Annotated in this window: 23 protein-coding genes; 11 read left to right on the top strand and 12 right to left on the bottom strand. The window is 62.5% G+C overall.

The annotated features are described in order from the left end of the window. Window positions 1-43: 43 nt before the first annotated feature. The gene (locus D8W71_RS04215; RefSeq protein WP_236077705.1) at window positions 44-964 is read left to right on the top strand and encodes a LysR substrate-binding domain-containing protein; all 921 of its coding nucleotides are present in this window, start codon (window positions 44-46) and stop codon (window positions 962-964) included. Window positions 965-987: 23 nt separating this feature from the next. On the opposite strand, the gene mqo is transcribed toward D8W71_RS04215, so the two are convergent. Beyond that, window positions 988-2,397 carry a malate dehydrogenase (quinone) gene (gene mqo / locus D8W71_RS04210; protein WP_121111256.1) on the bottom strand — a complete coding sequence of 470 codons (1,410 nt, stop codon included), beginning with the start codon at window positions 2,395-2,397 and terminating at the stop codon, window positions 988-990. Between the two features lie 88 nt (window positions 2,398-2,485). Here mqo and D8W71_RS04205 point away from each other — a divergent pair, with 88 nt between their 5' ends. Further along, a complete protein-coding gene (locus D8W71_RS04205) occupies window positions 2,486-3,397 on the top strand; it encodes a LysR family transcriptional regulator (protein WP_121111254.1) in 912 nt (303 codons plus the stop codon). 39 nt (window positions 3,398-3,436) lie between these two features. Then, window positions 3,437-4,279 (top strand): alpha/beta fold hydrolase, encoded by an 843-nt coding sequence (locus D8W71_RS04200; RefSeq protein ID WP_121111252.1) that lies wholly within the window; start codon window positions 3,437-3,439, stop codon window positions 4,277-4,279. Here the strand turns inward: D8W71_RS04200 and D8W71_RS04195 are convergent. Continuing rightward, on the bottom strand, window positions 4,265-4,858 hold the full coding sequence (locus D8W71_RS04195; RefSeq protein ID WP_236077704.1) for a DUF6188 family protein: 594 nt from the start codon (window positions 4,856-4,858) through the stop codon (window positions 4,265-4,267). The genes D8W71_RS04200 and D8W71_RS04195 overlap by 15 nt on opposite strands. A 67-nt stretch (window positions 4,859-4,925) precedes the next feature. On the opposite strand from D8W71_RS04195, the gene D8W71_RS04190 reads away from it, so the two are divergent. Beyond that, window positions 4,926-5,513, top strand: coding sequence for a PadR family transcriptional regulator (locus D8W71_RS04190; protein ID WP_121111248.1), 588 nt, complete (start codon window positions 4,926-4,928; stop codon window positions 5,511-5,513). After that, complete coding sequence (locus D8W71_RS04185; RefSeq protein WP_201265248.1) at window positions 5,483-6,469, top strand: hypothetical protein; 987 nt, start codon at window positions 5,483-5,485, stop codon at window positions 6,467-6,469. The genes D8W71_RS04190 and D8W71_RS04185 overlap by 31 nt, the downstream gene beginning before the upstream one ends. Window positions 6,470-6,568: 99 nt before the next feature. Here D8W71_RS04185 and D8W71_RS04180 read toward each other — a convergent pair whose 3' ends face one another. Beyond that, entirely contained in the window at window positions 6,569-7,327 is a 759-nt protein-coding gene (locus tag D8W71_RS04180; protein ID WP_121111245.1) for an LLM class flavin-dependent oxidoreductase, read from the bottom strand. Window positions 7,328-7,423: 96 nt separating this feature from the next. On the opposite strand from D8W71_RS04180, the gene D8W71_RS04175 reads away from it, so the two are divergent. Both D8W71_RS04175 and D8W71_RS04170 read left to right on the top strand, forming a co-directional pair. Beyond that, window positions 7,424-8,173, top strand: coding sequence for an alpha/beta hydrolase family protein (locus tag D8W71_RS04175; protein WP_153275306.1), 750 nt, complete (start codon window positions 7,424-7,426; stop codon window positions 8,171-8,173). 153 nt (window positions 8,174-8,326) lie between these two features. Next, a complete protein-coding gene (locus tag D8W71_RS04170; RefSeq protein ID WP_153275305.1) occupies window positions 8,327-8,668 on the top strand; it encodes a hypothetical protein in 342 nt (113 codons plus the stop codon). 11 nt (window positions 8,669-8,679) lie between these two features. Here the strand turns inward: D8W71_RS04170 and D8W71_RS04165 are convergent, their stop codons facing one another. Genes D8W71_RS04165 through D8W71_RS04150 form a run of 4 tightly spaced genes read right to left on the bottom strand, consistent with a single transcriptional unit; the run spans window position 8,680 to window position 11,575 of the window. Continuing rightward, window positions 8,680-9,366, bottom strand: a complete 687-nt coding sequence (locus D8W71_RS04165) for a response regulator transcription factor (protein WP_121111239.1) — start codon at window positions 9,364-9,366, stop codon at window positions 8,680-8,682. Then, window positions 9,363-10,634 carry a sensor histidine kinase gene (locus D8W71_RS04160; protein ID WP_153275304.1) on the bottom strand — a complete coding sequence of 424 codons (1,272 nt, stop codon included), beginning with the start codon at window positions 10,632-10,634 and terminating at the stop codon, window positions 9,363-9,365. Before D8W71_RS04160 ends, D8W71_RS04165 begins: the two co-directional genes overlap by 4 nt. A 59-nt stretch (window positions 10,635-10,693) precedes the next feature. Then, window positions 10,694-11,263: a hypothetical protein gene (locus tag D8W71_RS04155; RefSeq protein ID WP_121111235.1), complete on the bottom strand. Its 570-nt coding sequence runs from the start codon at window positions 11,261-11,263 to the stop codon at window positions 10,694-10,696. 39 nt (window positions 11,264-11,302) lie between these two features. Further along, a complete protein-coding gene (locus D8W71_RS04150) occupies window positions 11,303-11,575 on the bottom strand; it encodes a PLD nuclease N-terminal domain-containing protein (protein ID WP_121111233.1) in 273 nt (90 codons plus the stop codon). Window positions 11,576-11,766: 191 nt separating this feature from the next. On the opposite strand from D8W71_RS04150, the gene D8W71_RS04145 reads away from it, so the two are divergent. Next, window positions 11,767-12,333, top strand: a complete 567-nt coding sequence (locus tag D8W71_RS04145; RefSeq protein WP_121111231.1) for a hypothetical protein — start codon at window positions 11,767-11,769, stop codon at window positions 12,331-12,333. A 19-nt stretch (window positions 12,334-12,352) separates the two neighbouring features. Continuing rightward, window positions 12,353-12,922, top strand: coding sequence for a nucleotidyltransferase family protein (locus D8W71_RS04140; RefSeq protein WP_121111229.1), 570 nt, complete (start codon window positions 12,353-12,355; stop codon window positions 12,920-12,922). Here D8W71_RS04140 and D8W71_RS04135 read toward each other — a convergent pair. Genes D8W71_RS04135 through D8W71_RS04125 form a run of 3 tightly spaced genes read right to left on the bottom strand, consistent with a single transcriptional unit; the run spans window position 12,856 to window position 15,757 of the window. Further along, the gene (locus tag D8W71_RS04135) at window positions 12,856-13,449 is read right to left on the bottom strand and encodes a hypothetical protein (protein ID WP_121111227.1); all 594 of its coding nucleotides are present in this window, start codon (window positions 13,447-13,449) and stop codon (window positions 12,856-12,858) included. The genes D8W71_RS04140 and D8W71_RS04135 overlap by 67 nt on opposite strands. Beyond that, complete coding sequence (locus D8W71_RS04130) at window positions 13,446-15,296, bottom strand: DEAD/DEAH box helicase (protein ID WP_236077703.1); 1,851 nt, start codon at window positions 15,294-15,296, stop codon at window positions 13,446-13,448. The genes D8W71_RS04135 and D8W71_RS04130 overlap by 4 nt, the downstream gene beginning before the upstream one ends. A gap of 5 nt (window positions 15,297-15,301) precedes the next feature. Then, a complete protein-coding gene (locus D8W71_RS04125) occupies window positions 15,302-15,757 on the bottom strand; it encodes a MarR family winged helix-turn-helix transcriptional regulator (protein WP_121111225.1) in 456 nt (151 codons plus the stop codon). Between the two features lie 164 nt (window positions 15,758-15,921). Here D8W71_RS04125 and D8W71_RS04120 point away from each other — a divergent pair, with 164 nt between their 5' ends. Continuing rightward, window positions 15,922-17,106 carry an AAA family ATPase gene (locus tag D8W71_RS04120; protein WP_121111223.1) on the top strand — a complete coding sequence of 395 codons (1,185 nt, stop codon included), beginning with the start codon at window positions 15,922-15,924 and terminating at the stop codon, window positions 17,104-17,106. A gap of 34 nt (window positions 17,107-17,140) precedes the next feature. On the opposite strand, the gene D8W71_RS04115 is transcribed toward D8W71_RS04120, so the two are convergent. Further along, on the bottom strand, window positions 17,141-17,722 hold the full coding sequence (locus D8W71_RS04115; protein ID WP_121111221.1) for a TetR/AcrR family transcriptional regulator: 582 nt from the start codon (window positions 17,720-17,722) through the stop codon (window positions 17,141-17,143). Between the two features lie 77 nt (window positions 17,723-17,799). Between D8W71_RS04115 and D8W71_RS04110 the strand changes: the two genes are divergently transcribed. Continuing rightward, window positions 17,800-18,411 (top strand): NAD(P)H-dependent oxidoreductase, encoded by a 612-nt coding sequence (locus D8W71_RS04110; protein ID WP_121111219.1) that lies wholly within the window; start codon window positions 17,800-17,802, stop codon window positions 18,409-18,411. Between the two features lie 65 nt (window positions 18,412-18,476). Here the strand turns inward: D8W71_RS04110 and D8W71_RS04105 are convergent, their stop codons facing one another. After that, a complete protein-coding gene (locus D8W71_RS04105) occupies window positions 18,477-19,892 on the bottom strand; it encodes an FAD-binding oxidoreductase (protein WP_121118554.1) in 1,416 nt (471 codons plus the stop codon). Between the last annotated feature and the right edge of the window lie 9 nt (window positions 19,893-19,901).

Genomic DNA, 19,901 nt, shown 5'->3' with positions numbered 1-19,901 from the left:
GCAGGCCCGCCTCGTTATCAACGCGAAAGATGGAATAGCATCAATGAGTAGAACTCATGGATGGAGCACCAGGGTGGAACTGCGTCAGCTCAAGTACTTCCTCGCGGTCGCCGAGGAACTGAACTTCTCTCGCGCCGCAGAGCGGTGCTACGTGTCCCAATCGGCCATCAGTCTGCAGATCGCCAAACTCGAACGTGAGATGGGCGAGGCGTTGTTCGAGCGGTCTTCGCGTACGGTTCGATTGACCGTTGTCGGAGCACAATTGGTGTCCATCGCCCGGCATATGGTCGAGCTGGAACACACCGCGTTGGCGCTGACCGCTCGGAGACAGAACCAACTACGACTCACCGCCAACATGACGTTTGCGGCCAACGCCATCGCGGCAATCGTGCAGGTTCGTGAGCACCATCCGGAAGCCGAAATCGATTTCGTACTGAAACGATTCGCCGAGCAAATCGAAGCCGTCACCTCGGGAGACTGTCAGGTAGCCCTGATCCGGGGCAGCGTCGAACGCTCCGGTCTACATGTGACAGAACTCTGGACGGAGGATCTGGTGATCGCCCTTGCCGAGGGGCATCCGCTCGCAGGCGTCGAGCATCCGAACTTGGGGCAGCTCGCCGAGTACCCCCTACTGCTCCCCAAACGAAGCGAGCAGATCCTGCTGCACCGGGTCGTCGAGGGCGCGATGAAGCGCAGCGGGCTCCGTCTGGCGTTCGGACCTCCGATCGCACTCGATCACACCGCAAGTGCCGAACTGCTCAACCACCCGGAATGCTGGTCGATCCTGTACGCGAGCACCGCCGAGAGCACTCCCAAAACCGGTCTCGTCTTCCGGACCGAGGCGCAACACAGGCTGCAACTACCGGTCTCGGCCGTGGTCGACGCCTCGGTGCCCGTCACCGCCATTCAGCGCGACCTTGTGGCTGCATTAGCCGATACCGCGCCTACAGACGTGTGGACATGACGATCTGAGACTCCGACGCCAATCTAGCCAACCGTGGTGTCGGCTCTACCGAACGTCGGAATCAGTGCCCGCAAGCGGGGCTCCCACAGGTGCCTGTCCCCGCCGAAACATTTCTGCAGAACTTCGACCATGGCGGCGGGAGCAACCGAGGCACCGGGCGAGGCTCCGAGTAGACCGGCGATTGTCCCGTCCTCGCCGGTGACGATCTCGGTGCCGAACATGAGCTCGCCGCGGAACCTCGACACCGGTTTGATCAGTTGCGCACGTTGACCTGCCTGAATGCGGTACCAGTCGGACGGATCTGCCGACGGGCAGAACCTGCGCAGTTCGTCGAACTTCTTCTCGTTCGAGGCGACGAGCTGACCGACCAGATAGCGAACGAGAGGCCAGTTCTGCACACCGACCGAGAGCACACTCGGCACGTTGCCGGGCCTGATGGTAGTGAACAGGTCTCGCAGCCCACCGTGCTTCAGGAGACGAGTACTGAACGTTGCGTACGGCCCGAACATCAAGGAGGGTTCACCGTCGACGATTCTCTTGTCCAAGTGCGGCAACGACATCGGCGGTGCACCGAGCGCCGGCTTTCCGTAGACCTTCGCGTCGTGCCGGTCCACCACCTCTGCCCGATCCGTACGAAGAAACTGCGCACCGAACGGGAACACGCCGTAACCACGAACCTCACGAACGCGGGCCTTCTGGAGCATACGCAACGCATATCCGCCTGCGCCGACGAAGACGAACCGAGAGCGAACATGAAACCGCTTACGCGAGCCGTGAATTCGGCCGGACAACGACCACACCCCGTCGCTCCCGCGTCGAATGCGTGTGATGTCGTGGCCGGTTCGGATGAGGCATCCCCTGTTCTCCATGAACTCTGCCTGTGAGCGAGACAGCTTCCCGAAGTCGACGTCGGTCCCGCCCTCGTGTCGCGTCGCAGCGACGCGCTCGTGTGGCGGCCGACCTTTCACGAGCAGGGGAGCCCACCCCGCGATCGCCTCGAGGTCCTCGGTGAACTCCATCGCCGAGAACTTCGGGTCCTTCTGCAGCGTCGTCCACCGTCGCCGCAGGTAGTCGACGTCGGCCTCACCGAGGACCACATTCATGTGCGGAACACTGTTCATGAACGACCGGTCGAGATCACCGCAGGCAGTCAACGCACTCCAATAGTCCACGGAGAACTGAAACTTCTCGGCAATAGCTGCCGTCGTGGACGGATCCTCCGGATCCGGCATGTAGTTGAGTTCGCAGAGCCCGGCATGGCCGGTCCCCGCGTTGTTCCACGCATTCGAACTCTCGCCCGCCAGGCTGCCCTGTCGCTCGAACAACGCAATCGATCTGTCCGGCAACACCTTGCACAGCAATGCCCCGAGCGTCGTCGACATAACTCCACCACCGATGAGCGCCACATCCAGAATTTCGTTGCGCGAGTTCATGTTTGTCCCCTCTCGTTCGTCGCATCACCATCGTCGCGTTAGCCGATCAATCCGTCCAATGAAATTTGGGTAGGTTTATGATCCGTTTATGGATGAATGGAAGAATCCAGGCGAATCTGTCGCACCTTTGCTTGCTGCATTCGACGCCGTCGCGTCCGAAGGCCATGTGACGCGTGCAGCCGATGCCCTCGACGTCCCACAGTCGTCGATCAGCAGACGGGTGAAGGCCTTGGAGCGGATACTCGGCCTAGCGTTGATCCAGCCCGCAGGACGCGGGGTGACGCTCACTGCCGCAGGACGAGACCTGTACGAGCGCACCCATCGCCTGGTAGCCGATCTCGACGACGCCGTCGCCTCGGTCCGTTCCGACGCCGATCCGGACAGCGGACTCGTTCGGTTCGGGTTTCCGCTCACGCTCGGATCGCACTCCATTGCGGCGCTACTGGAGGACTTCCACCGAGAAGCACCGCGGGTGCGCGTCCGGCTCGTACAGGCGCACGGTGAATCGCTTGCCGACATGATCCGAGACGGCAGGCTCGATATCGCGGTACTCATCCCTCCGCCTACCGACGTCGACACCACAGTGATCGGCGCACAACAGATCTACGCTCACGTGGCATCGACACATCCTCTGGCGGCGCGGGGGGAAGTGTCGATACTGGACCTCGTCGACGAGTCGTTCGTTGCGAGCCCACCGTCCTTCCATTTGCGGACCCTCCTCGACGAGTGGTGCGCCGAGGCCGGCTTCGTCCCCCGAGTTCCATTCGAGATCAACGAGATCGACACGATTCGAGCGCTTGTCCGGACAGGCCTGGGAGTTGCGCTCCTGCCGGCTGCGGAAGTTCAGGACGTGGGGGTGAAAGCCGTACCTCTCACCGGAGCACGTGCGCGTCAGGTCGGGCTCGCAACAACCGCGCGGAAACCCACCGCCGCGGTCGAGCGGTTTCGCACCCACGTTCACCGCCTCAACCTCGGCCTGATACCTCATACTTCCCTATAACTTCCCAATAGGTTACTTTGAGTGCAATTAAGGAGGTTCATGAGCACAATTTTCAAGTCCCAATCGGGTGCAGACGCGGTCCGTCGTCGCTACGCGGAGCAGCTCGATCGATGGCCAGCCCCGGCCGATCACCTTCGAATCCCGACATCGGCAGGTGAGACCTTCGTGGTCGCCTCCGGTCCGCCGGGCGCACCGCCGGTGGTGTTGCTGCACGGGTCCGGAGCGAACGCGAGCACCTGGGCCGGTGACATTGCCGTATGGTCCAGCGAATTCAGGGTGTACGCCGTGGACATGCTCGGCGAACCCGGCGGGAGCGCCGGAGTACGCCTAGCTCTGGAGACCGACGCCACCGCGGCATGGATGGATGAAGTCCTCGGCGCACTCGAAATCGAGAGTGCCACGTTTGTCGGCATGTCGCTCGGCGGTTGGGTGGCAGCCGATTACACGATTCGTAGACCGAGCCGTGTCACGTCCCTCGCCCTGTTGTGCCCCGGCGGGATCGGAAGGCAAACCTGGGGCTGGCTTCCTGCGGCCCTGCTGCTCGGAGCGTTCGGCTCGCGTGGTCGGCGACGCACAGCGCGCATGGTCACCGGCCTGGACGACGCGCTCACCAAGGACGCGCTAGATGACGTCACGTTGATCTTCACACACTTCAAACCCCGAACCGGCACGCTTCCGATCTTCTCCGAAACTGCGCTGGAGTCGATTTCGGTTCCCGTGCGCGTGATCCTCGGCGCCGACGACGTCATGATTGACTCGTCGCAGACTGCGAAGCGAATCTCCCGCTGCGTGCCAGACGCTTCGGTGACACTCCTCCCGGGGGTCGGACACGCTGTACTCGGCCAGACCGAGCCGATCATGGATTTTCTACGGCGACGATGAACGCACCACGTAACCGGACGACAGCTCCAGACAGTGCACGCCATCGAGATGGCGAATAGCCCTCACGCTCTCACGTAGCACCAGATACGCCGATGCGAGGTCGACAGTCGTTCGAATCATCGTGTTGTCCGAGAACGTAATACCGCCATCCTCACCCACCGAGATGCGCACAGCCGTGGCGTCGATCGCAGGCAGACCGGGTCGATGAGATTCGGCTCTGCGAGCCTCGGGTGCGGCGAGATACTCGATTTCGCCGCCAGGCAGGCACAGCACCGTCGCGCCGCTCGCTGCTGTGTATTCCCAAGACTCCACGTCGTCGCGCGGAGACGCACGGATCACGGCCCGGCTGCCGAATCCGATCACCAATGCACCCGAGGTAGTCACCTCGGCGGTGCTGCAGATCGCCCCGACGAGAGGATTCAACGCACGCAAACCCTCGAACTGATTGTCCTCGTCGACGAGCAACCCATCGACGTCGAGCTCGCTCAGCCCGACCGTCGAGCCGTCGTCGAACTCGAGACTCAAGTCGAAGTCCAGATGAACATTCCGCACGCGCAGTGACTTCAACTGGATCTCCATCACCGGCGAGTGTAGCCACTCGCCTCGATTCGTTGCGTAGGTCTAATTAGACTGGTACTTTCCCGATATGCCGTCACGCATGCTGGAAAACCCCTTGGTTCTCCCGATCCTGGGCCTGCTCGCCGAACGCTCCATGCATCCGTACTTGATCGAGATGACCCTTCGCGAGAGAAGCCCGTCGAACGGATGGCCCGTCAACAGGGGTTCACTCAACAGCGTCGTTTCCGCCTTGAACACCGCAGGTTGGGTGGAGAAGGCACCCGCGGAGAAGGGCACCCCCGCCTCGACTAGGACCGTGTACGCCCTCACATCGAGCGGTTTCGAAGAACTTGGTCGACGAGTGGTCCTACAGATCCGGGATACGACGCCTGAATTCTCGCGCTTCCTGGGCGCCGCGGGATACCTCGGCGCCGTCGAGAGGGCTGCAGCGCTCGATGCCTTGGACGCCCGGCTCCGATCGCTCGAGGAATCCATAGCCGCACTGACGCAGTCGTACGACGCGGCTCTGGCAGACGGGTTGCCTCGACTGACGATGATCGAAACGGAGGGTGCACTGCAGGCCCGTGCCGCAGAACGCGACTGGGTCGAGTCCGTACTTTTGGACATTCGGTCCGGAGAATTGGAGTGGACTACGAAAGTCGAGATACGGCAATGATCTTCGGAATCTACCCCGGGAGCGTTGCGGGCGCGGCGGACGGCACGATGGCCGTCGGTTCACCCGACAACGGCCAGCACATCAAGTCATGCCTCGACGTTCTGAGAGGGCACGCCTCGATACTGCTGTTGCGGGCATATTGCATTTTCGACGACGAACGAGGTCCCTGCGCCACGGACACCACTGCACCGATCGACGCCGACCAGTTCGCAACTCTGGTCACGCCCTTGGATGTGGTGGCGCAGTTTCAGTCCAGGTCCTCCGACATCACCGGATACGTCGAGTTCGTCCGCAACGTGGTCGATCGCTACGGTCCAGTCGCCAATTCGATACAGATCACGGAAGAGCCGAACGTTCAAGGTAATCCAACACTGGACGGCCACTACGCCGGCGTAATAGAGGCAATGATCGCTGGGGTCGGCGCTGCGCGTTCGAGGGCAGACGAACTCGGGTTAGGGCGTCTACGGATCGGTATCAACACGACGCCACTGTTCGGCGACGACGTGGGCTTCTTGAGATCAGTGACCGAGAGCGGCGGAAGACGGTTCGTGGAGTCACTCGACTACATCGGATTGGACATGTTTCCCGGGGTTTTCTCGCAGGTCGCGTTCGACGATCTTCGTCCCGCTGTCACGGGCCTGTTGAGGCATCACCGCACAAACGTGATGGAACCGGCGGGACTCGGCCACTTACCACTCCGTATAACCGAGAACGGGTGGCCGAGCGGAACAGGCGATTCTCCGCAGATCGATGCGGCGGCACTGGGGTCGATCATCGATACCGTCGTGCACCTCGAAGAGGAACTCCTCATCGAGGCCTACGAACTTTTTTCGCTACGGGATGCCGACAGTTCCAATCCCGACGTGTTCCACCGGTTCGGAATCGTCACCGACGACTACCGTCCGAAGCCTGCGTTCGACGTCTACCGACAGATCATCGCCGCCTGCGATACCTGACCACCCCTTGGGTAAATCGACCGCGACTCCGTCGGCTCCGAAACCTAGTGCCCACGTTGACCATTCACTGGCGCGAGTATGCACACCGCGACGGCTGTATCAGGAACGCAATTCTGCTGCGCGCCGAAACAGATCCCCCAGATCGACTCGGTCGGGCGCGGGTTCGAACACGACCGTCCCGGTGCCAGCAGTCACGAAGCGTGCGATGTTTTCGTCGGCCACATCGGATTGGTCGACAGCCGCTATGTAGACGACGATGTCGTGATCGGGCCCGCCGTCGATATGCGCTATCGCATCTCGAACCTGATCGGGAGTCGTCGAACTCGTCAGGATCGTACCGACGCTCGTCTGCCCGCTCAGTGCAAGGGTTTTGGGACCCGTAGCCCCGACCAGCAGGGGTGGTGGCTGCATCGGCGGCCAGTCCAGCTTCACGCTGTCCAGCACCACGTACCGGCCGCGAACATCGACGGTCTCCCCGGCGAGCAGCTTCGTCAGCGCATCCATCTGCTCGCGCAGCAGCGTCAACGGTGACTGCACGCGGGCTCCGACCTGTCCCATCCAGGACTGCACTCCGTGACCAAGCCCCACACGTAACCGACCCGGATGCAGGCGCGCCAGCGTCGCGATTTCCATAGCCGTCGCCGCGACATTCCGCAGTGGTGTCGGCAGTACACCGATTCCGACGTTCACCGACTCGGTGGACGCGAGAACCGTTGCAGCCATCGATATTCCGCCCGAGAAGAAGCAGTCCTCCCACAACCAGATCTCGTCGACACCCGCTGCATCTGCAGCACGTGCCGATCCGACGATCGTTTCGGGCGGAAGTTCCGGCCGTAGCACTACACCGAATCGCGTCATGTCCACCTTTTGTCGTACCTGCGGAGTCTCTCCCTGTTGGAAGCCAACGTATCGGAAAAGTCGTGGACACCGACCCCGCAACCAGGAATGCTTGCCGTGACCGCTGACCCGAAGAAGAACAGGATCCTGAAGTTGCCTCAGACTGCCGGCCCGTTGTTGATCCTGCCCGTCGATTCCGTCACTCCCGAAACCCACGAGGGCCTCGACCTGTATCTGCCGGACTCGGGAACTCCGGCACCGTGTGTTCTTCTTGTCCACGGTCTCTACCCGGAACAACCTGAGGTTTCTCCGCGGTTCTCCTCGTTCTATCCTGCCTACGCCAGCCATCTAGCCCGCCGTGGGCTGGTCGCTGCCGTCGTCGACCATGATCTGACTCGAGGATTCTTCTATCACGAGGCCCTCGCGACCGTCGGGAACGCAATGGAGCAGCTTCGCGCGCGACCCGAGACCGACGGTGACGCAGTCGGTATGTGGTTCTTCTCCGGCGGTGGCCCGCTGTCGTATCCGTTCCTCGTCGATCCGCAGCCATGGCTCCGCGCCGTGCAACTGACCTACCCGGCACTTCCCGGCCCGGATACACCCGGATGGCCGACGCCGGAGGCCGCAATCGCTGGAATCGCCTCCGTACCGACGCGATTGACGCTCGTCGAGAACGAGATCCCGGACTATGTTGCAGACCAACGGAACTTCGTGGTGCTCGCGGCCGACCACGGGGTACCGCTCGACGTCCACACGGTCGCCGGGGTGGGCCACGGTTTCGACGCGTTGGCCGACGAACCCCGCACGCGCGAGGTCGTAGCCCGGAATCTCGATTGGATGGCCGAGTCGCTGGTCCGTCCACGTTGACCTCTACCTCCATGTCGGTAGCCGGGTTCGCTCCACGAAGGTGGGGCTGGATCTACCACTGATGCACTGGTTCGGCCCATGTCGCGAGCGGGTCCGCTCCGATGGAATAGGGGTATGAACATTCTCGTTCGAGCAGGCGTAGTCGGGACCGTAATGATCAGCGCGCTGGCGTTGTCAGGCTGTACAGCCACCAACGAAATACAGGAGCAGTCCTTCGAATTCGAAGGGTCGAGATTGGACGTCGTGAACTCCAATGCAAACATGCCGGTGACTGCTACCGAGGTCGAAGGTGCCGACGGCATCGTCGTGACCGTGCAGACTCAGACACTGGCCAAAAGCGCCAGCACACCAGCATGGGCACTCAATGGAAGCAGTCTCGATTTGGGAACGCCTTGCGAGGGCAGCATGATCGGATACTGCGAAGGCAGCTATTCGATCGCTGTCCCAGCCGGGACAGCGATTTTTGTAGACGGTGTTCCTACTTCCACGAAGTGAGATCCTGCGGATCAACCGCGGTCATGGAATCGAAGGTAAGCGAGGACGGCGGCAACTCGGCGGTTCAGATCGCTGTTCGGTGGGATGTCCAGTTTCATCATGATGTTGCCGATGTGTTTGACCACAGCTGCTTCGCTGACGAACAACATCCGCGCGATTGCAGCGTTGGAGTGACCTTCCGCGACCACGACGAGAACGTCACGTTCGCGTGGAGTGAGCTTCTCCAGCGGGTCTCGCCGTCGATTGATCATCTGATTGATCACGGCGGGATCTACTGCGGTGCCGCCGGCATGCACCCGGCGCAGAGTGTCCGCGAACTCCTGAACATCGCTGACGCGGTCTTTGAGCAGGTATCCGATTCCCGCCACATCTGCGCCGTCGAGTAGATCTGCAACATAGCTCTGTTCGATGTATTGACTCAGGACCACGATAGGAAGATCGGGTCGTTCGCGACGCAGCTGTGAGGCCGCGGCGAGACCTTCGGACCTGAAGTTGGGCGGCATTCGGACGTCGGTGATGACTAGGTCGGGATCGTGTTGGTGGCAGGCTTGCACGAGCTCCTCCGCAGTTCCCACCGCGGCGACCGTGACGAAGCCGCTGCGGCTCAACAGCATCTGCAGGCCCTCGCGAAGCAACGTGTTGTCTTCCGCCAGCACAACACGCAGTGAGGCGGGGTGTTCGGTTCGAGGCACGGTCATTGTGTTCCTGCCTCGGTGAGGGCAACGTCGATGGTGACGACCGTCGGCCCGCCCGACGGGGAATCGATGGTCAGGGTGCCGTTCAGCGCGGCGAGCCGATCGGCGATTCCGTTCAACCCGCCGTCTTCGCGTCGACGAATACCGGCTCCGCCGCTGCCGTCGTCTCGGACACAAATGTGAACATGACCGGGTGTGGGTCTATGCAGGAGGATATCTGTTCGTGTTGCATCGCTGTGTTTGACGACGTTCGACAGTAACTCGGACACACAGAAGTACAGATTGGACTCGGCGTCTGCTGGAAGCCGCGGATCGAGACGGTCGTCGACGGATACCGCGATGGTGAGATTGTCTGCGATTTCCCTGATTGCGGGTCCAAGGCCGTGATCGACCAGTACCTGAGGATGTATGTTCCGCACGACTCGACGAAGGTCGTCGAGTGTTCGGCGCGCTTGTTTCTGAGCTCGCACTACATCGTCGCGTCCCGGGGTCCCTTCGGGGAATGCGGCGAGAGCGAGACCCAATGTCATGCTGACGGAAAGCAACTGCGGTTGGACGCCATCGTGCAGGTCGCGTTCGATGCGGCGGCGCTCGAGATCGAACGATCGTACAAGCCGTGCTCTCGATCGCGTTGTGACTGCGAGATCATGTCGCAGGTGGTCCTCCGGTTGGGTCAATACTTGCTGCACAAGCCGCAGATGCGCAGAGGCGATATACGGTGACGCCCGCACCGCCGCAAACAGTACGAGCCCACCGACGCTGGCTGCAATCAGACTGTGCGGCAAAGTCGTTACCATGAAGGGACCGATTACAGCTACGTCTCCGGTCATCGCCAGAAATGGGCTGAACAGCGCGACCAGGGATCCGATCGCAAGCAACGAACCGACGGCAGCGATGGTCCCACCGAATGTGAGCATGACAATGCTGTAGGCCAACGGACGCACCAACGTTTTCGGCTCACGCAACCGGATTGTGGGACGTACCTGCAGCACGCCGCCCTTCAGCGCCGAAGCGCTGTCCCAGTCGGTGAGAGCCAAGGCTGCCGAAATGACCGGAAGCCCGGCGCCCATCAGCGCCAGACCTGCAATGACGAGCAATCCCACACGATCGGTGCTCATATCCTGTGCAATTGCCGCGGACAGAATCGGTGCGGCGAGAAAAGCCGACGCAGCCAATGCAAGAAGTGTTCGAGTGGCAATAGCGGCGACGTAGAACACCGCACGCCAGCGGGCCACAGGGGCTACTGCGGGACCTATCGTCGTGCTGTTCACCGATTTCAGTGTAGGTTCTCGGCCGCGGGTCAGGCGGTAGAGAAAGGTCTACTCTCCGATCAGCGTGGACGCCTACCCAGCAACAGGGTTCCGAGAACTGCGATTAAGACGCTCACACCACCGGCGACGCCGAGCCACAGCGTCGCACTGATCGGTGTGGGTTCTTCGACCAAGACAATAGGTGCGCCGTAGACGCTTTCGGCGGCATCGCGGGTGGCACGGTCGCTAGCCGACGTGGTTGCCGAGCACTTGTTCACACTGAGCTCGCGGGAGGAGCTTCCGGATCGACTCGCGAAGACGATGTACTCGTCGCCGACGGAGAACACCGATCCGCACGCTGTGGTCTCCGACGCGGTGGTGACGAGCACAGAGTCGTCGAGACTGCCGTCGTAGATCTCGCGGACGTCGAAAGTGTAGGTGACCGAGGCGCCTTCGATAGAGGCGTCGGCGGGCACACCGACGAACACAGCATTGTCACTACCGTGCTGCGATGCCACCCTCTGCTCGACCTCGGTCGGCCCGGTCTCGCAGGTGCAAGCCTGAGCCGACGGCGGTGCCGCACCGACCCAGAGTCCGGCGGCAAGCGCTGCCGTGACGCCGATCCGAGTCGAGAACTGCGCAATCCGCATTCGAATAGAGTCGCATGCGCACTGCGAGTTGGCGAGCTTTCAGTGGGTCCGGTCGACACTGAAGCTAGATCCCCGGCCCCACACGAACCACACGATCGTGCCCAGGAACGGAAATGCCAGTACGACGAGAATCCACACAGCTTTTCCAGCACTCGTGTAGCTCTTCGATTGCAGGATGCTGACGAGCGCCGCAACGAAGAGGGCCAACGCCGCCACGAGCACGATCAGGACGATCGCGCCGAAACCCACCCCGAACACCGTCTCTGCCGTCGTACCGTTCTCCGCCGCAAGTACCGCAGCTTCGTACATCATGTCCTCCTCGATTCGGTCGACTTCTTACTTACCCGACCTTACGAAAACACGCCCTTCGGTACATCCCTCTACGGATGTATCTTTCGCACAGTCATTCAGACGCATGTAATCCGAACGGCGGATATCCGAAACGATGCTCGCGGTGAAACCATGGGTTCGACCGATGACACTCACCACCGCGCGGAGCAATCATGTTGAGCAATAACCTCGTTCGAAATTCCATCGCCGCGTCGGCAGCACTCGCCGCAATCGCGCTCATCGCACCTGGCGCTGCCTCGGCCCAGCCGTCGGCCGGCAGTGCAGAAGGCGTGATCGACAGCGGAAGCGCAATTCTGGACAACGGAAGCAGCATCCTGAACGGCGGAAGCATCATCGACGGCGCCCGCGGAATTCTCGACAGCGGAAGCTCGATCTACAACACGCTGCCCGGTAGCGGGTCGACGGCACCGCGGCAGTTCTGCAACCAGGACACGATCGCCGGCGGTCCCGGCGTCACACAGACCAACCACGACCTGGGGCGGACTGGCCCCAACTCGTTCGTTCTCCGGTACGAGACCTTCGACATCCCGGATGTCATCGACGTGTTCTACCAAGGCGGGCTCATCTTCAGCACCGGGTATGTCGGGGACGACATGAACGAGGGGACGGGCTCGGCCGTCATCAACGTCCCACCGGGGTCCGAGACCTCTGTACTGGTCAAGGTCACCGGCCCCGGCGGAACCGACTGGAACTACACCGTAGGTTGCCCGATCGCCTGACACTGGGCACGATGGGGCGGTGCAGCAGGACGAATTTCTCGCGATCATCGAAGGCAATCCTGCGGTCGCGGCGATACTCGACCGTGCGGACCAATTGCGTTTACCACAGTGGTATCTCACCGCGGGCGGACTGTTCCAGACCGTGTGGAACCACCGCGCAGGTCTTGACCCGCAGAACGGCATCAGAGATTACGACTTCTTCTACTTCGACGATTCGGACACGTCCTACGACGCCGAAGACCGGGCGATCGGTCACGCTGCCCGCCTCTTCGGCGATCTGGGAGTGGACGTCGAAGTGCGCAACCAGGCTCGTGTCCACCTCTGGTACGAGGATCACTTCGGTGTTCCGCTGCGCCCCTATCGAAGCACCGAGGATGCCATCGATCACTTCGTGTCGACCACGTGCTGTTTCGGGGTACGCAGCGAACCCGGCGGCGCTCGGGTCGTGTACGCGCCTCATGGGTTCGAGGATGTGGCAGCCGGAGTGATTCGTCCGAATCCAATGCTGCCCATGCGGGAGGTCTACGAGTCCAAAGCTGCGCGGTGGACCTCGGTGTGGCCTGCGCTGACAGTGGTGCCGTGGCCGTAGAACGTCGCAGGATCGATCTGTTCGATCGGTATCCGCGACGCATCTCGCGCCGGTCGCGGACTCACCCCGCGTAGGTCGAAAGCCAACCTGGGCTGCTCGTCGACCCGTCGAGCAACTTCGAAGTACACCGCCAGAACGTGCACGCACGGAGTGGTGCGCCCAGTGCAATCACAGCTCGCGGCAACGCTGTCGGCTTTCGGCCCCACGGGGATGCCACGCCGCGTGAGGTCTGCATGGACAGCGTCCGGTAGATCGCTCGCGGACACATCGGCGATCGCGCCTCTCGCTGCCGCGGACTGATCTGCGTTCCACACCTGTAACGTCAGAAACACTTGGTGCTGTTGCTTGTCCGAGACGGTCACAGTGGCCTTGATCGATCCTGGCGCGAGCACGACATCACCGACTCGGTCGGTTCGTGCGAGGGTCCGCGCGCGGGGAAGCGCGGGGTTCGGTCGAGTGATGGACGTGGGTTGGGCCATCCGCAGCCAGTCCTTGCCCCATGCCGTCACTCCGAACACGTCGCTCATCGGCCGACCTCCAACAGTTCGCGCAGTTGACTGTCCGACAGCGCGGCCAAGTCCGCCCCGATATCCAGAGCATCACTGCTCGTGGCTACTTCGGCGACACCGCGTTTTCGTGTGTGCATGTCGTCGATGGATTGTTCGATGGTCCGCTCGGTGAGCAGGGTGTGCACGGTGACCGTGCGTGTCTGCCCGATGCGGTGCGCGCGGTCGCTCGCCTGGCTTTCCACCGCCGGGTTCCACCACCTGTCGTAATGCACGACGTGTGAGGCCCGCGTCAGGTTGAGTCCGAATCCGGCCGCTCGAAGACTGAGAATCAGAATCGGCGGGGCTTGCTCGTTCTGGAAACCGTCCACCATGGCATCTCGCGCCGACATCGACAATCCTCCGTGCAGGAACGGGACAGTGCCACAGCCGATTTCCGAAGACAGATGCGCGGCCAACAACTCGCCGGTCTGGCGGTACTGCGTGAACACGAGCGCGGCCTGATCGTCGTCGACAATTTCCGAGAGCATTTCGGTGAGCCGATCGAGCTTGCCGGACCTGCCTCCCAGACCGGCGCCGGTCTCGTCGACCAACTCGGGATGATTGCAGATCTGCTTGAGACGAGTGAGCAGCGTCAACACACGCCCCCGCCTCCCGATCCCGGATCCGAAGCCGTCGCGCAGCGTGTCGTCGAGTTGCGCTCGGTAGAGGCGCTCCTGCTCGGAGGTGAGCGAGCAGATCACCGAATTCTCGACCTTGGCCGGCAATTCGGGCGCAACATCGACTTTCCGACGCCGCAGTACATGGGGACCCACGAGGTCACGCAGTCGTCCTGCCGCTGCCTCCGACCGATTCTGTTCGATCGCGACGACGAAGCGCCGTCGAAACCGTGCACGCGCACCCAGGACTTCCGGTGCCGCGAACGCCATCAACGACCACAACTCGTCCAGTCGATTCTCCACAGGGGTACCGGTCATGGCGATACGCACCTGGGCCTGTATCCGCCTCGCTGCACGCGATTGCTGAGAATCGGCGTTCTTGATCTGCTGCGCCTCATCGAGAACCGCTACGTCCCAGGCTTTTTCGCTGATCGGACCGACGTCGCTTCGAAGCGTCGGATAGCTGGTGACGACAACGGTTCCGAGGCCCAGAGACTGCATGTCTCGCGACCGGCCACTTCCGTGGTGGACAATCACCGCAAGGCTCGGCGCGAACTTGGTGAGTTCGCGAACCCAGTTGCTCACCAACGACGTTGGGCATACAACGAGGTGCGTGCCTGCTGATCTCCGTGTAAAGACCGCAATGGCCTGCACGGTCTTTCCCAGACCCATCTCGTCGGCGAGGATTCCGCCACCGCCGTTCGGTACCGCGTCCATCCACGCAACGCCCGCTCGCTGGTACGGCCTGAGTTCGGCCATCAACTCGACCGGACCACTCGACAACCGTCGTACCGCGGCATCGACCGTCGCAGGTGCCGACCAGATCGTTTCGCCGTCCAATCCGACCACGGCATGTCCGGCCGTCGGAAGAGAGGAGGTCAGGGTGCCCGTGTCGCGGCCGTGTTCGGCCGCAGCCGAAATCTCGGACCACGCGCGGAGGGAAGCGCTGACCGCCGGTGGCGGGTCCCACGCCGCCAGAGCGGACAGAGCCCGCTGCGGATCGACGAGGGCAGCTGGAATTTCTTTGACTACAACCGATTCCGACAAGGCATCCGGAAGCGCCATCGACATCTCGGACGACTCACCGGCAGGCAGGCCGAGTGCGAGCGCGTCGAGATCCGGGGTGAGCGTGCCCCACCACAGAAACTTCTCCAACTCGATCGAGAAGCTCGCCTGCAGCACGCCGGGAAGCACTGTATTTGCGGGCACTGGGGTCACTCCGATCTGAGCCTATCGAGCTCGGCAGACGTACTTGCAGTGGAACGCGTCAGGAATTTCTCGATCGTCTCCAGTTCGGGCACTGTGAAGTCCGACAAATCCCGACGCGTTGCGCGTGTCAGTTCGAGGTAGTACGCACCTGCGTGTTGAAGGCCCTCCGCTGTGGCGGCGATCACTACTCGGCGACGGTCCTCGTTGTCGCGGACCCGTTCCACAAGGCCGGCACCGTCCAGACGATCGATCATGCGGCTCGCGGATCCCGACGTGAGCCCGACCCGCTCGCCCAACGCCTTCGCGGTCGCCGGTCCCAGTCGAACAAGTGCGTGGAGGGCGTCGAGGTCACGGACCGACACGCCCAACCTCTCGGCGATGACGGCGTTGAGTTGCGCGATCGAGTGCCCCCAGTCCGGCAGTAGTTCGACGATGCCATCCACCGTCAGCTTCTTGCCCATGTACTTGCTGCCCTCTCGTCGATGCCGCGCACGAGGGTAGACGAATTACTTGCTTCCTGCAATTACTGCGCGCCACAGTTATTTCTTGCTGTCAAGTTCTGGCCATCTCACAGAGTTTTTCGTACCGATTTACTTACCTGGCCGATCGCCCTATAACTCTTCGTATGGACAATCCCTACACACCCGAGTCGGGCGCGGTGCCGAGGGACCTGGTCGGACGCGATGTCGTACGCACGAGATTTGCTGCCCTGTTGGACGGTCTGGAGCGAGGACATGCACAGCGCTCGCACATTCTGACCGGTGTACGCGGGACTGGGAAGACCGTCATGCTGCGCGACCATGTACGCACTGCGCGCGCTCGTCGCTGGGCGATCGTCGACATAGATGCGGCCCGTCGCGACGATCACGGGTTCAGGCGTCAGCTCGCGTTCGAAGCACGAAGTTCGCTTCTCGCGGTGTCGCCGCGTTCGAAGTGGACCAGTGAGGCCACTACCGCCTCCGGCGTGCTCGGTTCGTTCGCGTCACTGCTCGGCGGCGATAGTCCACTGACGTCCGAGTGGACGGAGTCGGCTCCGGGGTCCGCGGACTCCGGAGCCCTTTCGCCCGACGTGACAGCTCTGCTGCTAGCCCTCGGTGAGGCGGCCCGATCGCACAGCACGGGAATAGTTTTCGTCATCGACGAACTCCAACGCTTCACGACGGGGCAACTCGGAGCACTGATCGACGGCTTGCACCGCACCTATCTGCGCGAGCTCCCCATCACACTCGTCGGCGCCGGCCTACCCCGATCCGACGCCCTGTTCGCCGAAACGCAGGTGCGCGCCAATCGACTTTTCGAGTTCAGCTCGCTCGACGCCTTCATCGATAGCGATACGGCTACGCTTTTGCGCTGGACTAGCGAGTGCGACGACGACGCAATAGCCGTGGCACAGACGTTGACCGGCGGATACCCAAGGCTGGTACAGGCCCTCGGTCACGTTCTGTGGGAGAAGCACGGCCCCCAGAAGGTGACCGCCGATGCCGTCGAGTACGCATCGGCCGAGTACGAGAAGTTCGTCGACGAGGGATTCTTCCGCGAACACCTCTCGCGTGCAGGCGATATGGACATCGCGTACCTTCGTGCCGTCGTGGACTCGCCGATAGAAGCCGAGACGGCACGCCTGCTCGAACGAACGACTGCGCAATGCGCGGAAACTCGGTCCGCACTGATCGACCGGGGCCTGATTCACCTCTCCGAGAGCGGTTCGGCAGCGTTCACGACTCCACACTTCGAAGGATTCATCCGACGAACATTGCCGACACTCTCCACTCCACCCCACAAGCAGCGGCGACGTAGATACGATCCGTAGTCGTGACATCCCGGCAGAGCTACCACCCGTGGTGCTAGGTCCGCGCCCTGCCCACTATCGCAGTGATCATCTCGGTCAACTCGCTTCTGGCCTGATCCGCCGTCAGCGTCCCGGTTACTGCAGCGTGCGAGAGCGCCTCTGCCGCACCGAATATCGCGGTGATCGAAGGGACCGATACACCTGCCGGCCCGGTGAACGGGGCGAGGATCTCACGGCAACGACCTGAGTATGCCTGGTCCGCATCTCTTTTCACCTGTTCGAGTTCGGGCGAGCCCTCCAACGCGGCCAGCACGCCCGTCAGCTCCCGACCCTGCGCCAGCGCGCACCCGACGTAGGAGTTCGCGATAGCGCTCGCGCGGCCGTCCAGAGTTGCGTCGGCGGCGTCGAGATACTCCTCCAACATGGTGGTCTGACGATCGTCGAACTCCTTGAACAACGCAGCAAGCAATGCCGGTCGCGACGCGAAGTGGCTGTAGACCACCGGCTTTGCGACACCCGCACGTTCAGCGAGATGCCCAAGCGTCAGTGCATCCGCACCCTCCGCCCGGACGAGCGCCCAGGAAACGTCTATCAGCTGGTCGTACCTGTCGGCACGGGACAGTCTCGTTCGGGCCATCGAACACCTCCTTGCGCTATGTACCAATAGTAACCTACTGTTCGTACATACCGTTTCCTCCATCGAAAGGATCTGCCGTGAGCAGTCTCGTCGTAGTCTCCCATTCCGATCCGAACTCCCTCACCCAGCACATCGCGCACGCGACTGTCGACGCCATCGCCGCGACCGGGGGAGGCGTCGAGCTCGCGGATCTGACCGCCGAGAATTTCGATCCCAGGTTCTCGCAAGCCGACCTGGATCAGTACCGCCGCACCGGAATTCTCCCCGCGGACGTCAAGGCCGAACAAGATCGCGTCGACCGAGCGGACCAGTTGATTCTTGTCTTTCCGATGTACTGGTGGTCGATGCCTGCGCTGCTCAAGGGGTGGATCGATCGCGTCTTCATCAACGGGTGGGCATTCGACTTGACGCCGGACAACGCGTTCACCACAAAGCTCGACCGCCTGACCGTCCACCTCGTTGCCGTTGCCGCCGACGACAACTCGAGCTTCGAACGCCACGGGATACACGACGCCTTCCGCATCCAGATCGAACGCGGAATCGTCGAATACGTCGGTGCGACGGTCGGTTCGACCACCTTCGTGCACGAGTCCGAATCGAAGAGCCGTGACGCCCTGGCGTCGGAAGTCCGTGAACTCGCCGACGCACTCGCACAGAAGGTTTCCGGCCTGCAAACTGTTGACGCTTAGAGATTTTCCGGCGAACGTTGTGCCCTGCGTGCGAATCGTGCCGACAAGTTGCGACGACCGTCGGATTAGTTCTGCGTCAGAGTTTTCGGGAGCACAGGTGCCGGGATCGGGTGGTTGGCGTACAGGACGCCGCGCGGGTCGTAGCGTCTCGCGATGTCGCCAAGGCGATCGGCATCTGCTGGCGCGAAAGCAGACCGCACCTGATCCGGCTCGAGAAGTCCGAAGGCGAAGTTCAGCGAGAGGCCGAGCCGGTTGGGCGCGAAGGGTTCGAGCAGCTCGTCCTGGACCTGAGACACTCCGCTCGTATCGCCGCCGTCGAGCAGGGACAAATCGTGGAGCAGGGACAACAAGCCGACCGAGTACTGGGCAGACCGATGGCCCACGGCGTTCGGAACACTCGGGGTGCGCGTCAAAGCGCCCCCGAGGTGTCGCACCCCGACGATGCATCCGCCGGGTGTGGCGCCAGCTCGATGGGCGAGTGCAGTCAGGGCGCGCGGATCGAGGTCGTCGACCAGGACGCTCTTCCCCCGGTAGGCCGCCGGCCGGTCTGGTTCGTCGAAGACCGCCCGGGATTGGATGTAGGGAAGGGTGCGCAGCGTGTTCCGCAGCTGTGGTCCGGGGCGAAGCAGCGGCTCGACGAGGCGTTGTCCCTCTTCCTCCGGTCCGGCGAAGCTGATCTGAAGTTGGGCCACCTGACGCCCCCGCAGATCCGCTGGGACAAAAGGTTGGTCGGGGAAGGGGATCACCGCCACCGCCGAGGTCATCGACTCCGGTACCGACCTGGTCCACGCGGTCCAGACGGTGAGCACCTCGGGGGATTTCGCGAGGTCGAACATCAGGCCACCGCCGTAGAGCTGTGCAACGGGCATGAGGTCGATCTCCATGCCAGTCACGACGGCAACGTTGCCGCCACCTCCACGCAGTGCCCAGTACAGGTCGGGTTCGTCCGCTGGGCTCACCTTCCGGATCTTGCCGTCGGCGGTCACGGCCTCGAATCGCGTTACGTGGTCGGCGGAGTAGCCGTAGCGTCGGGCGAGGAGCCCGATGCCCCCGCCCAGGGTGTAGGCGACTGCGCCGACCGTGGGGAGGCTGCCCGACAACGGCGCTAGCCCGTGTGGTGCCGCCTGCTCGATGACATGCTGCCACGTCGCCCCGGCCGCGACCCATGCCCTACGCGTTGCGACATCGACCGTCACCTCACACATACGACCCGTATCGATCAGCAGGCCCCCGTCGAGAGCGCGCGTGCGCCCGTGCCCGGTGGCCTGGACCGCGACCCGCATCCCGTGATCTGCAGCGAAAGTGATTGCTCGAGAGACATCCTCGACGCTGCTCGCCTCCAACACGACCGCCGGTCGATGCGACGCGAGGAGCTGTGCGCCCGCCCTGTCCGCCGGGTCCTGAGTGCCTATGTATACGGCCCCGTCCACGTGATGGTCGAGGGCTGCGATGTCGTTCTCCAGATTCTCGGTGATCTCCATGACCGCGAC

Origin of the sequence: Rhodococcus sp. P1Y, from assembly GCF_003641205.1 — a bacterium.
In the GTDB taxonomy this organism is placed as follows: domain Bacteria; phylum Actinomycetota; class Actinomycetes; order Mycobacteriales; family Mycobacteriaceae; genus Rhodococcoides.
The sequence above is the reverse complement of the archived record's forward strand: the minus strand, read 5'-3'. Positions and strand labels throughout refer to the sequence as shown.

What these genes read in the sequence shown, in the direction of transcription:
- D8W71_RS04215 (WP_236077705.1), top strand. Translation starts at nt 44, where the DNA reads ATGAGTAGAACTCATGGATGGAGCACCAGGGTGGAACTGCGTCAGCTC.
- mqo (WP_121111256.1), bottom strand. Translation starts at nt 2,397, where the DNA reads ATGAACTCGCGCAACGAAATTCTGGATGTGGCGCTCATCGGTGGTGGA.
- D8W71_RS04205 (WP_121111254.1), top strand. Translation starts at nt 2,486, where the DNA reads ATGGATGAATGGAAGAATCCAGGCGAATCTGTCGCACCTTTGCTTGCT.
- D8W71_RS04200 (WP_121111252.1), top strand. Translation starts at nt 3,437, where the DNA reads ATGAGCACAATTTTCAAGTCCCAATCGGGTGCAGACGCGGTCCGTCGT.
- D8W71_RS04195 (WP_236077704.1), bottom strand. Translation starts at nt 4,858, where the DNA reads ATGGAGATCCAGTTGAAGTCACTGCGCGTGCGGAATGTTCATCTGGAC.
- D8W71_RS04190 (WP_121111248.1), top strand. Translation starts at nt 4,926, where the DNA reads ATGCCGTCACGCATGCTGGAAAACCCCTTGGTTCTCCCGATCCTGGGC.
- D8W71_RS04180 (WP_121111245.1), bottom strand. Translation starts at nt 7,327, where the DNA reads ATGACGCGATTCGGTGTAGTGCTACGGCCGGAACTTCCGCCCGAAACG.
- D8W71_RS04170 (WP_153275305.1), top strand. Translation starts at nt 8,327, where the DNA reads ATGATCAGCGCGCTGGCGTTGTCAGGCTGTACAGCCACCAACGAAATA.
- D8W71_RS04165 (WP_121111239.1), bottom strand. Translation starts at nt 9,366, where the DNA reads ATGACCGTGCCTCGAACCGAACACCCCGCCTCACTGCGTGTTGTGCTG.
- D8W71_RS04155 (WP_121111235.1), bottom strand. Translation starts at nt 11,263, where the DNA reads ATGCGGATTGCGCAGTTCTCGACTCGGATCGGCGTCACGGCAGCGCTT.
- D8W71_RS04150 (WP_121111233.1), bottom strand. Translation starts at nt 11,575, where the DNA reads ATGATGTACGAAGCTGCGGTACTTGCGGCGGAGAACGGTACGACGGCA.
- D8W71_RS04145 (WP_121111231.1), top strand. Translation starts at nt 11,767, where the DNA reads ATGTTGAGCAATAACCTCGTTCGAAATTCCATCGCCGCGTCGGCAGCA.
- D8W71_RS04135 (WP_121111227.1), bottom strand. Translation starts at nt 13,449, where the DNA reads ATGAGCGACGTGTTCGGAGTGACGGCATGGGGCAAGGACTGGCTGCGG.
- D8W71_RS04125 (WP_121111225.1), bottom strand. Translation starts at nt 15,757, where the DNA reads ATGGGCAAGAAGCTGACGGTGGATGGCATCGTCGAACTACTGCCGGAC.
- D8W71_RS04120 (WP_121111223.1), top strand. Translation starts at nt 15,922, where the DNA reads ATGGACAATCCCTACACACCCGAGTCGGGCGCGGTGCCGAGGGACCTG.
- D8W71_RS04115 (WP_121111221.1), bottom strand. Translation starts at nt 17,722, where the DNA reads ATGGCCCGAACGAGACTGTCCCGTGCCGACAGGTACGACCAGCTGATA.
- D8W71_RS04105 (WP_121118554.1), bottom strand. Translation starts at nt 19,892, where the DNA reads ATGGAGATCACCGAGAATCTGGAGAACGACATCGCAGCCCTCGACCAT.